We start from the raw sequence: 14,675 nt of genomic DNA on the forward strand, positions 1-14,675 counted from the left end.
TCCGTCGCGTGGTTTAACGGCCCCTTCGAGTCCAGGGGCCCCGTGAATAATAGAACGGGTTTATCAGTCCGAACGACATGGTGGGGTGTATGTCCGGTCGGCACCCTTCCGATGACGTCGCTGCCTATCTCGGCGCGCTCTACGAGCGCCACGACGGCTTCGACGTAACCCAGACCACCGTCAGCGTCGGCGCCGACGAGTTCGCCGAGATGAAAGAAGGCGGTGACATCGCCCGCGTTCGGGCCCGAATCGAGGGTCCAGACGGCTTGCTCGCAGTCCCCGACGACGACGGCTGGACGGTACCGCAGGCCATCGTCGACGAACCGACAGAGGCTGTCGCCGACGAAATCGTCCGCGACCAGACCGGCGTCGACCCGAACATCCGGGCGCTGCGGTCGGTATCGCTCGTCTGTCTCCAGTGTGAGGAACTCGGCGACGAAATCTGGGAACTGTCGGCGGTCTTCGAGGGCGACGCCGAATCCGGCACGCCCAGCGAGGAGGCGACGTGGCGCGAGAGCCTGCCCGAACAGTCGGCTGCCTTTTAAGCCACATCTATCCCGACACACCAAAGGGTCGGCCGGCCGCGCTTCCGGTATGGGAACGCAACTCGATTCGCGCGAAGAACAGGTCGTCGAGGTACTCGACCGACTCTACGAGCAGTACCCCGAACCTGAAATCTCGCTGAATTTCTCGAACCGGCTGGAGTTGCTCATCGCCGTCGTCCTCTCCGCGCAGTGTACCGACGAGCGGGTCAACAAGGTCACTGCCGACCTCTTCGAGAAGTACGACGGCCCCGCCGACTACGCCGAGGCCGACGAGGAGGAACTCGCCGAGGACATCAACTCGATTACCTACTACAACAGCAAGGCCGGCTACATCAAATCGGCCTGTCAGGACATCATCGAGAAACACGACGGCGAGGTTCCCGACACGATGTCCGACCTTACGGACCTTGCCGGCGTCGGCCGCAAAACGGCCAACGTCGTCCTCCAGCACGGCCACGAGGTCGTCGAGGGCATCGTCGTCGACACCCACGTCCAGCGCATCTCGCGGCGCCTCGGCCTGACCGAGGAGCAATCCCCCGAGAACATCGAGGAGGACCTGATGGGAATCGTTCCCGCGACCGACTGGCAGGAATACACGCATCTGCTCATCAGCCATGGCCGGGAGACCTGCACCGCGCGGAACCCCGATTGTGAGGACTGCGTGCTTGAGGACATCTGTCCGTCCTCGAAACTCGACCACGACGTCGACCTCGCCGACGGGTCCGAGTGGTAGGGCCGTCTGTGCTCCGCGCGGGAACGCTCAGACGAGGTATATCGAGACGTACCGCGCGAAGCCGGTCAGAAACGCGATAATCCAGCAGAGGGTGTAACCGAAGACGCCGACCCGGAGGCGCCGCCGCCAGAACTGCATGTTCTCGTCGCCGATTTCGTCCAGCAGGACGTCCTCGTCGTATTCGGTATAGAGGTCGTGTTCGTATTTGGCGCGAAAGATACGGACGATACCCGTAAAGCCGAACGCGAGGAAGGCGTAGGCCTGCAGGCCGAAGAAGGCGTGGACGGCGGCGAAGCCGCCGAACTGTTCCAGCAGGCGGGGGAACATCCAGAAGAGAAGCGGACCGGTGGTCAACACCAGCCCCGTGAGGATGAACTTGAGGTGGTAGACGAGGATACCCCACGTAATCTCGTCGTGGTCGATCATGATCCACGCGCCGTAGATGAAACAGGGAAAACTGGCGGCGACGGCGAGGAGGACGACCGTCGCAATCGCGGCTTCCGAGACCATTGCCGGGGGTTCGGGCGGGAGTCGCTTGAGTGTGCCGTGTCCGGTCCGAACGGACGGTCTCGGCAGGTAGGTGTCGGAAAGCGTAAGCCGTTCACACCACTACGGCCAGTAATGGCTGACTCCCGGCAATCCTCGGAGGACGAGTCCGACGGGTCCGCGGACACGGACGCCGGGGCCGACGCCCCCGGGGAGACGGAGGAGCTTTCGACCGAGGAACTCCGCCAGCAGGTCGAAGAACAGTACGATTTCGAGAAGTTCAGTCCGGCGGATATGGCGGAGATGTCCGTCGAGGAGTGGGAGGCGGTCTTCGACCCCGACAGCTGGATTACGGGGTCGGAACTGCTGGACCGCGTCGAGGCGGAACTGCGGCACAACGTCCAGACCCGGCAGGTCTTCGCCGCCGTCGAGCGGGTCGGCGACGGCGAGGACGAACGCGTCGTCGCCTACTCCGACGAGGGCTACGTCATCGTTCGGCCCGACGGGTCGATTCAGGGGACGGGGACGATTCTGCGCGACGTCGAGCCGATGGTCGCGCTCTGTTCGATGGAGGACTACGACGTGCCTGACGTCGACGAGGACGCCGGCCTGCCGCATCCGGAGTCGGTCCCCGAGGCCAGCGGCGATTTCGGCAACCAGATGCTACAGGTCGTCGCCGGCGTGCTCTCGCTGTCGGGGCTGGCGTTCATCGGGTCGTGGCTGGCGAGTCTCGTCGGGGCGCTGGACCTCGGCTTTGCGGGCGCTATCGTCCTGACGCTCGGCATCGTCTTCCTGCTGATGGGCATCGTCCTGTTCGTCACGGTGGCGAACGCCCGGCTCTCCGACCGGATGCGCTCCCAGCAGTACCGCGACCGGTTGCGCGCGGTCGGTGCTGGCTCCGAGGGGCGGCCGTCCTTCCTGCCCGATGAGGCCTTCGAAGCCGGCGGCCGGCAACTGGAGGTCGAAATGGAGCGAGTCCACCGCGAGGCCCTCGCCGTCGAGGACGAATCGGAGCAATCCCGTGAGGAGACGGGCGAATAAGGTGTCTGGCCCGCGGATGCGGCGGTCATGTTGGCGGACGAAACCCCGCCGATAGGCGTTCAAACGGCTGTTTCTTGGTGGCTCGCGCGGCCGCCATCGGTGGGTTTAAGCGGGCACAGGCCTGACGGCCGAACGTATGAGAAGGCGGGAGTTCATGCGTACTGCCGGTGGCGCGACAGTCGCCGCAGGCGCAACTGCGGGCGCGGTCCAGCCGGCCGCCGCTGCCGAAGGAGGAGGCGACTCCGGAGGCGGCGGTGGCGGTCAGGAGCCGGCTTTCGGTTCCTATCTGGACGATGCTCGTGGATACGAAACGACAGAGGACCTCCGAGACCAAGACGAGGTGACCATCACGGTCGGTGCCGGTGAGGGGCTCTCGTTCGACCCGGCCGCTATCTGGGTCTCCCCGGGCACGACGCTTATCTGGGAGTGGTCGGGCAACGGCAGTCACAACGTCGTCGTCAACGAAGGGCCGGCCGGTTTCTCCCACGAGGATATCGTCGGCGAGGAGGGCTACACATACGAATACGAGGTTACCGAGGAGGACGCCGGCATCACGACCTACTACTGCTCGCCCCACGAGGGGCAGGGCATGAAAGGCGGCGTCGCCGTCGGCGACGACGTCGAGACGGTTTCGACCGGCGGCCCCGAGACCAAAGACCCCATCCACTTCGGCGTGCACCCGCACGAGCACTGGGTCGGCGTCTCGGTCATGCTGATGATGTCCGTTTCGCTGGTGTTCACGTTCTTCACGCTCAAATACGGCGAATCGCCGCATACGAGTGGAGGTGACTGAACGTGGCAGACGACAACAGCTACGGTGCGATACACCGGTACGAACCGGCGCGTGAGAGCACGGTCGCAGCGATTACCATCGTCCTGCTGTCGGTGCTTCAGATCGTCCTCGTCGGCCTGTTCGCCTATGGTCTGACGACCGGGTGGGCCGTCGGGACGTCGACTGGGACCGACGCCGGGAACGTCCTGCTTGGACTCATCCTGGCGGCGGTGTTCATCAACCTGTCATTCATCCTCCTGCTGTACCGCAAGGAGTTCCTCCCGGACGTGATGGTCGTCAAGAAGCGACGTCGGAAATGGGAGGACCTCTACGTGCGTGAAGAGGACATGGAAGGTACCCAGGCTGGCGGCGATATGGTCGAGAAACTGAAACGCGCTATCTACCCCTACTACAAGCGATAACCAATGAGCGAAGACAAATATCCGAGCGAATCCGGACGTCGACGGTTCGTCAAAGGCGTCGTCGGTAGTGCTGCACTCTCCGGCGTCGGCGTCGGCGGTGCGGCGACGATCGACCTCGCAACGCAGCCGTCCGGCGGCGGTGGGGGTCCGACCCCCTACGTCGGTATCCAACTGATGGGTGGTCCCGCCCCGCGTGGGATGCCGTACATCCCGATTGAACTGGACGAGGAAGGCTACATCCGCGGCATCTGGCCCGAAGCCGAAACCGTGACCGAGGGCGGGGCGTCCTACGAGGTCGCGGAGACCGAAATCGGCGGCCAGACCTACTCCTCGGAGTGGTTCCAGTACTGCGGGCGTCAGCAAACCGAGGCAGTCGTGCCGAGCGCTGACCGGAACAACTACTTCCTGTCGTCGGCCGACCCGGACTACGAGTGGCAGGCCGATGCACTTTCAGAGGGTGACCGACTCCACGTCGACCACTTCTCGGATTACGAGTCGTGGGGCAACAACATCGGTGACGAGGGCGTCGGCAAGCCAGCCCAGACGACCTGGCGCTCCGAGGGCCTCGATACGGTCCTTCCGGTTACCGTCATCCGGAGTCCCATCATCGAGGAGAAAGCCCAGCAAGGCGGCGAGGTCGGGAACTGGTATTCGGGCGCAGCCGAACAGGGCTTCATCGCGTACATGAACGTCTGTACGCACTTCTGCTGTGTTCCCGGCTACAAAACCAACAGCGACGCACCGAGCTACAACGCGGAAAACGGGGTCTACTGTCAGTGCCACCAGTCGCGTTACGACCCCTTCACCCCGGAGTTCGGGACGTTCACCGCACTCCCCCGACCTGACTAACCATGAGCATCGAACGAAAAGACGAACACGACCACGAAGCGTGGATGGAGGGCAAGGACCTCTCGCCCATCGAGGAGGTCTACCTCACCACGCTCATCTGGATGGACCGTCGGCTCCGCATCGTCGATTACCTCGAGATGCTGGAGGACATGTACTACAAGACGAACCTCCAGATGCCGAAGAGCCACACCGAACAGTACAACCTCGACAACAAGTTCTGGTACTGGTATCCCCTGTACGCGTTAGGGTCGTTCAGTACAATCGCCTATGTGGTAGCCGCCATCTCCGGCGCACTCCTGGGCTTCTATTATGCCCCCTCGACGGCGACGACGGAGGGTGCCCGGACGGTCGCCTACTCGAACGTCCTGTTCATCATGGGCGACCTGAACTTCGGGTTCTTCCTCCGGAGTCTTCACCGCTGGTCCGCACAGGTGATGACCGCCGCGGTCTTCCTACACATGCTCCGTGTCTACTTCACGGGCGCGTACAAGGAGCCGCGTGAACTGAACTGGATTCTCGGCATCGTCCTCATCTCGCTGACGATGGTCTTCGGGTACACGGGCTACCTGCTGCCGTGGAGCCAGCTGTCCTACTGGGCGGGCCAGATCGGCGTCGAAATGGCCCTTTCCATCCCGCTTATCGGCGAGTGGGTCGCACAGCTCATCTTCGGCGGCTTCTCGCTGGGTGAGGCGACGCTACAGCGGATGTACATCCTGCACGTGTTCGTCCTGCCGTTCGTCGTCACGGCCCTCATCGCCATCCACATCGGCATCGTCTGGATGCAGGGCATCGCGGAACCCCACTAACAATGAGCGACAAGGAACCCAAACCCGACGGAGGCATCGTCCCGCAGGACGACCAAGCACCGACCTGGTCCGAGCGGAAAGAGCGTACACAGGGACTGGCTCGACTCACCTACGAGTACTTCGAGCGGTCCCGCCGCGAGGACGAGGAACTGCGTAAGGAATCCGATTACGTCGAGCGTGACGTGCTCGCGTTCCCGACGTGGCCCCACGAGATGATTCGCAATCTCGCGATCACATCGTTCTTCGTCGGCCTGATGTTCTTCATCGCGGCGGCGATTCCCATCGGCGTCCCCGAACCCGCCAACCCCAACTCGACGCCGGCGGTCATCCTGCCGGACTGGTATCTCTACTGGTCGTTCGGCCTGCTGAAGCTGCCGCCGCTGAACCCCGAACTCTCGCTGCTCGGCGGCGAGAAGCTTCTGGCCGACCGGACCTACGGTGTGCTCGCCAACCTCGTGGTCGTCGGCGCCATCGCCATCGTCCCGTTCCTGAACAAGGGCAACGCCCGCCGTCCCGTCGAGGAGCCCTTCTGGGCCTCTATCGGCGTCGGCGGCGTCGTCTTCGCCTTCACCATCGCCGTGCTGGCCGTCAAGAACCTCGTTGCCGGGACGTTCCCGCTTGGCAACCACGAACTGTTCGACCTGACGTTCCTGCTACCCGTCGTCGCCGGTTTCATCACCTACGGGGTGCTGAAGGCGATGCGCGAGGGGTACATGTTCGAACTCAACCGTCGGTACTACCGGCTGCGGCCGCCGAAGTAACCGACCGCCGCTTTCGGCACTTTTAGGCTCGCGCCCGCTGTTTTCCCGGTAATGGCCTCATCCGAGGATTCGACCGACCAGCCGACCGCTCCCGAGTCGTCGGCTGCGGACGATGCCGCCGATGCGAGTGCCGACGGTGCCGCCGACGCCGATGCTCCGGGCGGCCGTGATATCGTCGTCCCGCTGCGGCTCTACAAGACGATTACTGTCTTTTCGACGCTTATCGCCGTCGTCGCTATCCTCGCGGGGTTCGTCCTGCTGGACCGGGGCACCCAGCGTGCGACGGCGAGTCCCGACGAGGTGAGTCTTCCCGTCGTCGCGCTCGGCCTCGGCCTCATCGTCGGGGGAAGTGTGGTCTACGTCTTCTCGACACGGTTCCGGACCGAGGGAATGGGAAAACCTAAAGACGACACCGACGAACCAACCGATAATGGCTGACGAATTCGCAAAGGGACTCGGCATCCTCGCCGGCAGCGGGATGATATGGATCGCTATCTCCACGTGGCTGACGACCGAGAGCTTCGCGGGGACACAGCTCATCGCGCCGCCGCCGCAGGACCCCGGTACCTACGCACAGCTCCTGCTCGTGTTGCGGGACGTCGTGTGGTGGTTCATGATCTTCGGCGTCGTCACCTTCTGGATTCTCATCCCGATGGCCCGACAGGTTCAGTCCTACCGGCAGGAAAGCGCATAACGCTCCGGTCGGCTTTCGCTCGGTTTCTCTCCCGTCTCTCCTCCGTTCGCTGATTTCGCTTCTCGTGGCAGTGTAATTCTCGTGGCGCCTCGCGTGTCCATCGGGGTAACGTGTCAGGAGAGGCCGAGCTATCGGCTTGCGCGTGACAAACAGCATGAAAAGCGGTGACGAACGGAACCGGCCCGGAACCGAGGGGGCCGGCGTTAGACGATGGCGCTCCAGTAGGGTTCGATGAGGAAGAACAGCGCCTGATAGGCGATGTACGCGAGCGCGACCATCGAGGCACCGATGGCGCCCTTCGGGCGCTCGATGTCCCATCCCTGTCGGGCCTCGACCTTGCGGGCCTCGAACTCGAAGAAGTCAGTGAGGAAGAGGCCGACGACCAGCAGCGTCACGATCATACCGGCGTGGCGCTCGACGGTGAGGTAGTAGAAGGCGCCGACGACGAGCAGGAAGTTCGTCGCGACGGCGAGGGGGTGGCGACCGACGGCGTCGGCACCGTCCTCCGACTGGTCGACGATGCGGTTGTATTCGAGGCCGCGGGCGACTATGTTGAGCACGATGAGTGCCAACATCACGTACGCAATGTACGGCGCCACGTACGTGTCGACCGGGCCGAACAGCGTCACCGATGGATCCATATCTGGTCGTGGGTACGGGGCCCATTAATGTGTTTCCAAATTCCGGCTTGGCTGTCGACTGTCGGGAACGTTAGATTTCGCGCTCGACGACGAAATCGGCGAAAGTCGTCAGTTTGGCCTTCGGGCCGGATTCGAGTTCGAGGCCTTCGAGGTGGGCCTTCGACTGTTCTGCCAGTTCGACGGCCACCTCCCGTGCGTACTCGATACTGCCGGCGGATTCGAGAATCTCGATGGCTTCCATGACCTCCTCGTCGGTGTTCTCCTCGGCCCACAGGAGTTCTTCGAGGCGGGCGACCTCCTCGGGGTCGGCGTGTTCGGCGGCGTGGATTACCATCAGCGTCTTCTTGCCCTCGCGGATGTCGTTGCCGATGCCCTTGCCGAACTCGCCGCCTTCCTCCATGGCGTACTCGACGTCGAGGACGTCGTCGGCAATCTGGAAGGCGACGGCCATGTCCTCGGCGTAGTCGGCGACCGCGTCCTCCGCGTCGAGGTTCTCGGTGACGATGGCCGCGAGGCGAGCGACGATGCGACCGAGACAGCCGGTCTTGCAGGCACACATCTCCAGGTATTCGGCCTCGTTGATGCGGACCTCCTTTTCGTTGTGCCAGCAGATGTCCATCCCCTGACCGAGATGCGTCCGGTTGAGTTCGTGCATCAGCATCTCGTAGGCGGCGAGACGGACCTCCGGCGGCAGGTCACCGGGGTTGCGGGTGATGATTTTCAGCGGGAGGAAATACATCGCGTTGCCCGCGTTGAGCGCGACGTCGGTGCCGTGTGTGTGATGGAGCGCGGGTTCGCCGCGGCGGTGGGTCGCGCCGTCCTCGACGTCGTCGACGATGATGGTGCCGTTATGGAGGATCTCCGGGATGATGGCGTACTGAAGGTGTTCTTCGGGTTCCTCGCCGAAGGCATCGACCAGAAGCAAAAACAGGACCGCACGCCACCGCTTGCCGCCGCGGTCGAGCAGGTCCCAGATGGGGTCCGACAGCGCGCGCTGAATCGCCGTCGGTTCGTAGGCGTGTGAGGCGTCGCCGAAGAAATCCGTGAGATACGCGTCGTCGATCTCCCGCGGCAGCACCGACTCGATGGTCTCATCGACGGCCGGCCGCCATTCTTCGAGTACGCTGCGCATATGACGTGGCTTGCGGTGGCAGAATAAAAACCCTCCCGTGCGTCGGCCGTGTGGTCGACCGTACCGCTGCCACGCGACGGTGGCCTTTTTGAATCCCCCGTCCGTTCCTCCGAGCAGATGAGCCGACAGCGCGTTGGTGTCGTCGGGGACGAAACGCTCGCGACGGCGGTTGAGGCCGCCGGCGGCGACCCGCAGGTCACCACACCGGAACAGGTCGAATCCGTGGCGTTCGTCGTCGCCGCCGGCGAAGCCGCGGTCGTCGACCTCGCACGGTCGGGCGTGGACGCCCCCGTCCTACCCATCGAAGCGGGTGAGGGCGTCCGGTCGGTCTCCCGGCCCGCGGCCGACGAAACTATCGAGCGCCTCGTCGGGAGCGACTACCCGACCGAGCGCCACCCGGTGTTGTCGGTGTCGGGGCCCGATACCGACACGCGGGCGGTCTTCGATGTGACGCTCGCGGCCGCGGAACCGGCGCGTATCTCGGAGTTCGCGGTCCGGTCCGGCGGCGAGTCGGTCGCCCGCTTTCGGGCCGACGGCGTCGTCGCCTCGACCCCTGCCGGCAGCGTCGGCTACAACCGCTCGGCGGGCGGGCCGGTCGTCGCTCCCGAGACGGACGTGGTGTCGGTCGTCCCGCTGGCGCCCTTCGCGACCGACGCCGACCACTGGGTGCTGCCCGCCGAGGAAGTAACCCTCTCGGTGACCCGCGACGAGACGCCGGTCGAACTCCTCGCCGACGGCCGCTCGGAGGGCCTCGTCGAGACGGGCGAACCCATCGACCTCGCGTACGCGGGCGCAATCGAAACGTTCGTCGTCCCCGAGAGCGCTCGCTTCTTCTGAACGCCTGCAAGAATTGCAACGGTTTAACTCGCGGCCCGCCGAAGCGCGGATATGGAATCCCAGTTCGACTACGACCTGCTCGTCGAACTCACCGAAGAGCGCGGCGTCCCCGGCTACGAGGACCGCGTTCGACGACTCGTTCGTGAGGAACTCGAACCGCACGTCGACCGCGTCCGCTCGGATGCGATGGGCAACCTCGTCGGCACCATCGAAGGCAGCGAGAACCCGGACTACGACGTCGTCGCCCCGGCACACATGGACGAAATCGGCTTCATGGTCCGGCATATCGACGACGACGGCTTCATCGAACTCGACCCCCTCGGCGGCTGGGACCCCCGCATCCTGCGCGCCCAGCGCGTGACCATCCACGCCGACGACGAGGACCTCTCCGGACTCATCGGCTCGGTCCCGCCGCATACCCTCTCCGAGGAGGAACGCGAAAAACAGCCCGACGTCGATGACGTCCACGTCGACCTCGGCCTCGATGCCGAGGAAGTCGAAGAACGCGTCTCGGTCGGCGACCTCGTCACCATCGACCAGACGACCGACCGCGTCGGCGAGTTCGTCACCGGCAAATCCCTCGACAACCGCGTGTCGGTGCTGGCGCTCATCGAGGCCGCCCGCCGCATCGATGACCCCGACGTGACGATTCACCTCGCCGCGACCACACAGGAGGAGGTCGGCGTCCGCGGCGCCGAGGCCCTCGGCGTTGACCTCGACCCGGACCTCGTCGTCTGTCTCGACACCACCGTCGCCAACGACGTACCCGGCTTCAAAGGCGGCGAATACGTCACCGAAATCGGCGAAGGAGCGGGTATCAAACTCAAGGACTCCAGCGTCATCACGAACCACAAGGTCCACCGCCGTATCCGCGATGTCGCCGAGAACCGCGACATCGACCACCAGTTCGAGGTCCTGCCCGCCGGCGGTACCGACACTGCCGGCCTCCAGCGCACCTCCGGTGCAACCCCTGCCGGCGCCATCTCCTTCCCAACCCGCTATCTCCACACGCCGACCGAGAGCGTCCACGAGGACGACGTCGATGCTGCTATCGACCTCCTCGTCGGCGTCCTCGAGACCGAGGACGGCGAGCACGATTACACACTCTAGCCACTTTTTGCACGCTCCGCCGGTCGCGCGCGCTGCGGCGCGCGACACGGCTCCGCGGCAAAAACGTGGGGAAAATATGCGCGCCTCCTTCCAGCCGCCTCGCTCCGCTCGGCGTTAGTCAGTCGGCGCTACCGGACGCTCGGCCTTCGGCCTCACGTCCGGGGAACCGCCTCGAGGGCGACCTTCGGACGCCCCACTCGGCGGATGCTAACCCAAAGTCCTGTCTCAGCAGGCTGAATCAGGGTATCAGTGCAGGCTACCTCGGCAAGAAATAGGTGGGTGTCCGCGAGGGCGCCCAAGGCGCCCGAGCGGTTCACCGCGCGACCGTAGGGAGCGCGGGACCGAGGCCCGACCATCGGGAGGGCCGAAGTGTCTTTTTCATCGAAGTTTTTGCCGGCGCGCCGCAGGCGCGCCGTGCAAAAAGTTCGAAGGATTGACGACGGGGTGGTCGCAAGGGATGGGTATGAGCACGAACGACATGAGTCGCCGTGGGTTTCTGACGGCGACGGCGGGGACCGCCGCGGCCGGCGCGGCGGCCGGGACGGCGACGGCCCAACAGCAGGTGCCGGATTACGGCGCGTATCTGAACAACGCCAACGGATACACCGACGGCGAGTACACGGACCTGCGCGGCGAGTCGGAAGTCACGATTGCGGTCGGTGCGGGCGACGGCGGCCTCGCGTTCGACCCTGCGGCCGTCTGGATCGACCCCGGCACGACGGTCACGTGGGAGTGGACTGGCAACGGCAGTCACAACGTGGTCACCAACGAAGGTCCCGCTGGCTTCGAGCACTCGGATATCGTCGGTGAGGAGGGTTACACCTACCAGTACGAGTTCACCGAGGAGGACGCCGGCATCACGACCTACTTCTGTTCGCCCCACGAGGGGCAGGGCATGAAAGGCGGTATCGCCGTCGGCGGGGACATCTCCACGGTCGAAGTCGGTGGCGGTCCGCCCATCCAGATTCCGGACCAAGCGTATTCGCTGACGATGGCGACGTTCATCGCGATGGTGACGACGCTCGGACTCGGCTACTTCTTCATGAAGTACGGCGGCGACTACGAGACACAGTAGCGCCGTTCAGGCTGTCTCGATTTCTATCGTTACGTCCCGTCGTTCCCCTTCGAGGTCGTGGACGATGCGTCGCACGACGCGTTCGGCTTCCGCTTGGACTTTCGGCTTGACTTTCTCGATGACCCAGTCCAGCGAGACGAATCTGGGGAGGGAAAGCGCGTTGTCGTCCGCGGAGTCGGGGTGGTATTCGACGCGGAGCGTGACTTCCGTCCCTTCATCGCCGGGTTCGACGAGCCACTGGCCGACGGCGTCGATGTCCTTGATGATACGCCAGTCGATTCGGTGGGGTCGGTCGACGTCGGTCACTCGCGACCGGGCCGTGTAGTCGAGTTTCCACCACGCGAAATCCAGTTCGTATTCGGTGCCGGGGTCGCCGTCGCCGTGCTGTCGAACGTCGGTCAGGTGTTCGGAATAGCGCGCGTAGCCCGGGAAATCCAGGAGGAACTCGTAGACCTCTTCGGGCGGGAGATAGACGACGGTCGTAACCTCGACGGTATCCACGAACGACCAGTTGGGCGTAAGGCCCCTAAGCCTTCGGCTCAGAGACGGTCGGCGATGGTCTCGACGGCCTCCAGACCGTGGACCTCGCCGTGCAGCAAGGGCAGCAGCGTCAGCGGCATATCGAACTTCTCGCGGGCCTCCTCGATGCGTTTCTGCTGGCTCGAATAGCGGGACTGACAGAGGTCACAGTCCGGGGTCGGGTCCTCGATGACCTTGTTGACGACGGCGCGGTCGGCGGGGATGTCGTAGGCGTCGAGTTCCGCGAGCAGGCGCTCGGTTTCGAGGATGGCCATCGTCTCGGGAATGAGGACGGGCCGGAACTCGGTTCGTTCGGGGTCCCGGAGGGCGTCGGCCACGCGGTCCATGCGGTCCTGAAGGTCCTGGAGATCCACGTCGACGTCGTGGTCGGATTCGTCCGCCTCGTCGTCTTCCTCGTTGCCGAAGAAGGTGCGAACGGAGTCGGCGAGCGTGGAAACCTGCGATTTGACGGACATGAGTTTGCCCATCGCTGAACTCATCACGTCGGGGAGTTTGAGCAGGCGGAGGGTGTGGCCGGTCGGCGCGGTGTCGAAGACGATGTACTCGTAGCGGGGGTCGTCCATGTAGTCGACGAAGAGGTCCATGGCGGCGGCCTCGTCGGTACCGGGGGCGACGCCGGCCTCGATGACGTCGTCGAGGTCGCCTTCGTCCAGCGAGATACCGAGGTCGTCGAGTTCGTCGAGCGCGGCGCTGACCTGCCCGCGGTACTGGCCGATGCGCTCTTCGGGGTCGACTTCGACGGCCCACAAATCGAGGTCATCGCGAACGTGGGTCGGTTCGGACCCGACAGACTGGTCGAAGACGTCCGAAAGGGAGTGGGCGGGGTCGGTCGAGATGACGAGCGTGGGATGATCCTCGCGGGCCTTTTTAAGTGCGGTCGCCGCGGCACAGGTCGTCTTGCCGACGCCGCCCTTGCCGCCGTAGAGTACGTACTGCGTCACGGTCGGATGTACGGCGGGGCGGGCTTAAACCGTCTCCCGTTTCGAAACGGCGGGTTTTGTAGGGGGACCGAGCGAAGGCCCGGATATGAGCGACTCCGAAACGGACGAACCACGCGTTGTCGTCGTCGGCGGTGGCGTTGCCGGCCTGACCGCGGGTACCTTCACCGCCCGCGCCGGCTTCGATACCGTCGTCGTCAATCACGGTGAGTCGATTCTGCGTCGAAACGGCCATCTCGAGAACGTGCCGGGCTTTCCGGCGGGTGTCAACCCGCGGCTCTTCCTCGATTTGCTCGAAGAGCAGGCGGGCCGCAACGGCTGTCTCTTCGAGCAGGGCCTCGTCACGAACCTCCAGCCGACCGAGGAGGGTTTCCAGTTGCGCGTCGAGGCCGACGACGAGTTCGACCTCGTGGCCGACTACGTCATCGTCGCCTCGTGGTCCGACTCCGACTATCTGGAAGATATCGAGGACGTCGGTCTCACCAAGCGTGGGTCGAAGACCTACATCCAGATCGACGACGACGGTCGCACCGACGTTGACGGGCTCTATGCGGCCGGTCGCATCGCCGGCAAGGAACACCAGACCGTCATCTGTGCGGGCCACGGCGCGGACGTGGCGCTGACGCTCGTTCACGACTCCGACGTCCCGTTCTATCACGACTGGGTCGCTCCGGAGGGCTACTTCACCGAGCGGGACCGCGAGGTGCCGCCGGGCGTCGAGGAAATCGACGAGGAGGAACGTCGACGCCGCGAGCGGGAGTCGATGGAAATCATGGCCGAAGCGTTTGAGGATTACCATCCCGACGACCCGACGATGCATCCGAGCGTCGTCGAGAAACGGGAAGAGGGGAGCAACGGCGACGACGAGTAGTCTCCTGTCGCTTTCTCGGTGCCAGAATGGTTGGTAAAGAGTTTTGTCGGGGTTGGACGTAGGCCTCACGCATGACCGACTACACCGTCGAGTTCGTCGGGACCGGCGAGGAGATTACGGTCTCCGACAAGGAGACGATTCTCAGCCGGTGCATCGAGGAGGGTATCGCACAGGAGTACTCCTGTCGCGTCGGGATGTGTCTCGCCTGTTCGGCGAAAATCGTCTCCGGTGACGTTGCCCAACCGGCCGCCCGCGGCCTCACCGAGGAGGAAGCCGAGGAGTACGCACTCACCTGTATGGCCCGCCCGCTTTCGGACCTGCAACTCGACCGCGGGAAATACCCCCCGAGCATCGAGGACGACGTTCCCGCCGACCACGACGGCTCCGACGCGGCCGCGGCCGACGACTGACGGCCCGACCGC

The 14,675-nt window shown here is 64.5% G+C and carries 20 protein-coding genes; 15 read left to right on the top strand and 5 right to left on the bottom strand.

What is annotated here, in order from left to right; translation table 11 throughout:
• Positions 1 to 89 precede the first annotated feature (89 nt).
• Positions 90 to 545, top strand: coding sequence for a hypothetical protein (locus HWV23_RS13435; RefSeq protein ID WP_178290907.1), 456 nt, complete (start codon positions 90 to 92; stop codon positions 543 to 545).
• A gap of 49 nt (positions 546 to 594) precedes the next feature.
• Positions 595 to 1,278: an endonuclease III gene (gene nth, locus HWV23_RS13440; RefSeq protein ID WP_178290908.1), complete on the top strand. Its 684-nt coding sequence runs from the start codon at positions 595 to 597 to the stop codon at positions 1,276 to 1,278.
• Positions 1,279 to 1,305: 27 nt separating this feature from the next.
• Here the strand turns inward: nth and HWV23_RS13445 are convergent, their stop codons facing one another.
• Positions 1,306 to 1,788, bottom strand: a complete 483-nt coding sequence (locus HWV23_RS13445) for a DUF7321 family protein (RefSeq protein ID WP_178290909.1) — start codon at positions 1,786 to 1,788, stop codon at positions 1,306 to 1,308.
• Between the two features lie 111 nt (positions 1,789 to 1,899).
• Between HWV23_RS13445 and HWV23_RS13450 the strand changes: the two genes are divergently transcribed.
• From HWV23_RS13450 to HWV23_RS13485, 8 genes are all read left to right on the top strand, one after another.
• Positions 1,900 to 2,805 carry a DUF7319 domain-containing protein gene (locus HWV23_RS13450; protein ID WP_178290910.1) on the top strand — a complete coding sequence of 302 codons (906 nt, stop codon included), beginning with the start codon at positions 1,900 to 1,902 and terminating at the stop codon, positions 2,803 to 2,805.
• Between the two features lie 136 nt (positions 2,806 to 2,941).
• A complete protein-coding gene (locus tag HWV23_RS13455; RefSeq protein ID WP_178290911.1) occupies positions 2,942 to 3,598 on the top strand; it encodes a halocyanin domain-containing protein in 657 nt (218 codons plus the stop codon).
• A 2-nt stretch (positions 3,599 to 3,600) separates the two neighbouring features.
• Positions 3,601 to 3,999, top strand: a complete 399-nt coding sequence (locus tag HWV23_RS13460) for a DUF7318 family protein (RefSeq protein WP_178290912.1) — start codon at positions 3,601 to 3,603, stop codon at positions 3,997 to 3,999.
• A 3-nt stretch (positions 4,000 to 4,002) separates the two neighbouring features.
• Positions 4,003 to 4,848, top strand: coding sequence for a QcrA and Rieske domain-containing protein (locus HWV23_RS13465; RefSeq protein WP_178290913.1), 846 nt, complete (start codon positions 4,003 to 4,005; stop codon positions 4,846 to 4,848).
• Between the two features lie 2 nt (positions 4,849 to 4,850).
• Positions 4,851 to 5,654, top strand: coding sequence for a cytochrome b (locus HWV23_RS13470; RefSeq protein WP_178290914.1), 804 nt, complete (start codon positions 4,851 to 4,853; stop codon positions 5,652 to 5,654).
• A gap of 2 nt (positions 5,655 to 5,656) precedes the next feature.
• Entirely contained in the window at positions 5,657 to 6,415 is a 759-nt protein-coding gene (locus HWV23_RS13475) for a cytochrome b family protein (RefSeq protein ID WP_178290915.1), read from the top strand.
• A 51-nt stretch (positions 6,416 to 6,466) separates the two neighbouring features.
• On the top strand, positions 6,467 to 6,853 hold the full coding sequence (locus tag HWV23_RS13480; protein ID WP_246282689.1) for a DUF7315 family membrane protein: 387 nt from the start codon (positions 6,467 to 6,469) through the stop codon (positions 6,851 to 6,853).
• Positions 6,846 to 7,109 (top strand): DUF7314 family protein, encoded by a 264-nt coding sequence (locus HWV23_RS13485; protein WP_178290916.1) that lies wholly within the window; start codon positions 6,846 to 6,848, stop codon positions 7,107 to 7,109. The genes HWV23_RS13480 and HWV23_RS13485 overlap by 8 nt, the downstream gene beginning before the upstream one ends.
• A 203-nt stretch (positions 7,110 to 7,312) precedes the next feature.
• Here HWV23_RS13485 and HWV23_RS13490 read toward each other — a convergent pair whose 3' ends face one another.
• A complete protein-coding gene (locus HWV23_RS13490; protein ID WP_178290917.1) occupies positions 7,313 to 7,750 on the bottom strand; it encodes a DUF7313 family protein in 438 nt (145 codons plus the stop codon).
• A 70-nt stretch (positions 7,751 to 7,820) separates the two neighbouring features.
• Positions 7,821 to 8,882: a polyprenyl synthetase family protein gene (locus tag HWV23_RS13495; protein ID WP_178290918.1), complete on the bottom strand. Its 1,062-nt coding sequence runs from the start codon at positions 8,880 to 8,882 to the stop codon at positions 7,821 to 7,823.
• 117 nt (positions 8,883 to 8,999) lie between these two features.
• Here HWV23_RS13495 and HWV23_RS13500 point away from each other — a divergent pair, with 117 nt between their 5' ends.
• The 3 genes from HWV23_RS13500 (at position 9,000) to HWV23_RS13510 (ending at position 11,904) form a co-directional block, all read left to right on the top strand.
• A complete protein-coding gene (locus HWV23_RS13500) occupies positions 9,000 to 9,719 on the top strand; it encodes an NAD(+)/NADH kinase (protein WP_178290919.1) in 720 nt (239 codons plus the stop codon).
• Between the two features lie 51 nt (positions 9,720 to 9,770).
• Positions 9,771 to 10,829, top strand: coding sequence for a M42 family metallopeptidase (locus HWV23_RS13505; protein ID WP_178290920.1), 1,059 nt, complete (start codon positions 9,771 to 9,773; stop codon positions 10,827 to 10,829).
• 463 nt (positions 10,830 to 11,292) lie between these two features.
• The gene (locus HWV23_RS13510; protein ID WP_178290921.1) at positions 11,293 to 11,904 is read left to right on the top strand and encodes a halocyanin domain-containing protein; all 612 of its coding nucleotides are present in this window, start codon (positions 11,293 to 11,295) and stop codon (positions 11,902 to 11,904) included.
• A gap of 6 nt (positions 11,905 to 11,910) precedes the next feature.
• Here the strand turns inward: HWV23_RS13510 and HWV23_RS13515 are convergent, their stop codons facing one another.
• Together HWV23_RS13515 and HWV23_RS13520 are read right to left on the bottom strand one after the other, a co-directional pair.
• The gene (locus tag HWV23_RS13515) at positions 11,911 to 12,405 is read right to left on the bottom strand and encodes an SRPBCC family protein (protein ID WP_178290922.1); all 495 of its coding nucleotides are present in this window, start codon (positions 12,403 to 12,405) and stop codon (positions 11,911 to 11,913) included.
• Between the two features lie 38 nt (positions 12,406 to 12,443).
• Positions 12,444 to 13,385, bottom strand: coding sequence for an ArsA family ATPase (locus HWV23_RS13520; protein WP_178290923.1), 942 nt, complete (start codon positions 13,383 to 13,385; stop codon positions 12,444 to 12,446).
• An 85-nt stretch (positions 13,386 to 13,470) separates the two neighbouring features.
• Here HWV23_RS13520 and HWV23_RS13525 point away from each other — a divergent pair, with 85 nt between their 5' ends.
• Complete coding sequence (locus HWV23_RS13525; RefSeq protein WP_178290924.1) at positions 13,471 to 14,253, top strand: FAD-binding protein; 783 nt, start codon at positions 13,471 to 13,473, stop codon at positions 14,251 to 14,253.
• A gap of 71 nt (positions 14,254 to 14,324) precedes the next feature.
• Positions 14,325 to 14,663 (top strand): 2Fe-2S iron-sulfur cluster-binding protein, encoded by a 339-nt coding sequence (locus tag HWV23_RS13530; protein ID WP_178290925.1) that lies wholly within the window; start codon positions 14,325 to 14,327, stop codon positions 14,661 to 14,663.
• Positions 14,664 to 14,675: the final 12 nt, after the last annotated feature.

This window comes from Natronomonas halophila, assembly GCF_013391085.1.
Classification (GTDB): domain Archaea; phylum Halobacteriota; class Halobacteria; order Halobacteriales; family Haloarculaceae; genus Natronomonas; species Natronomonas halophila.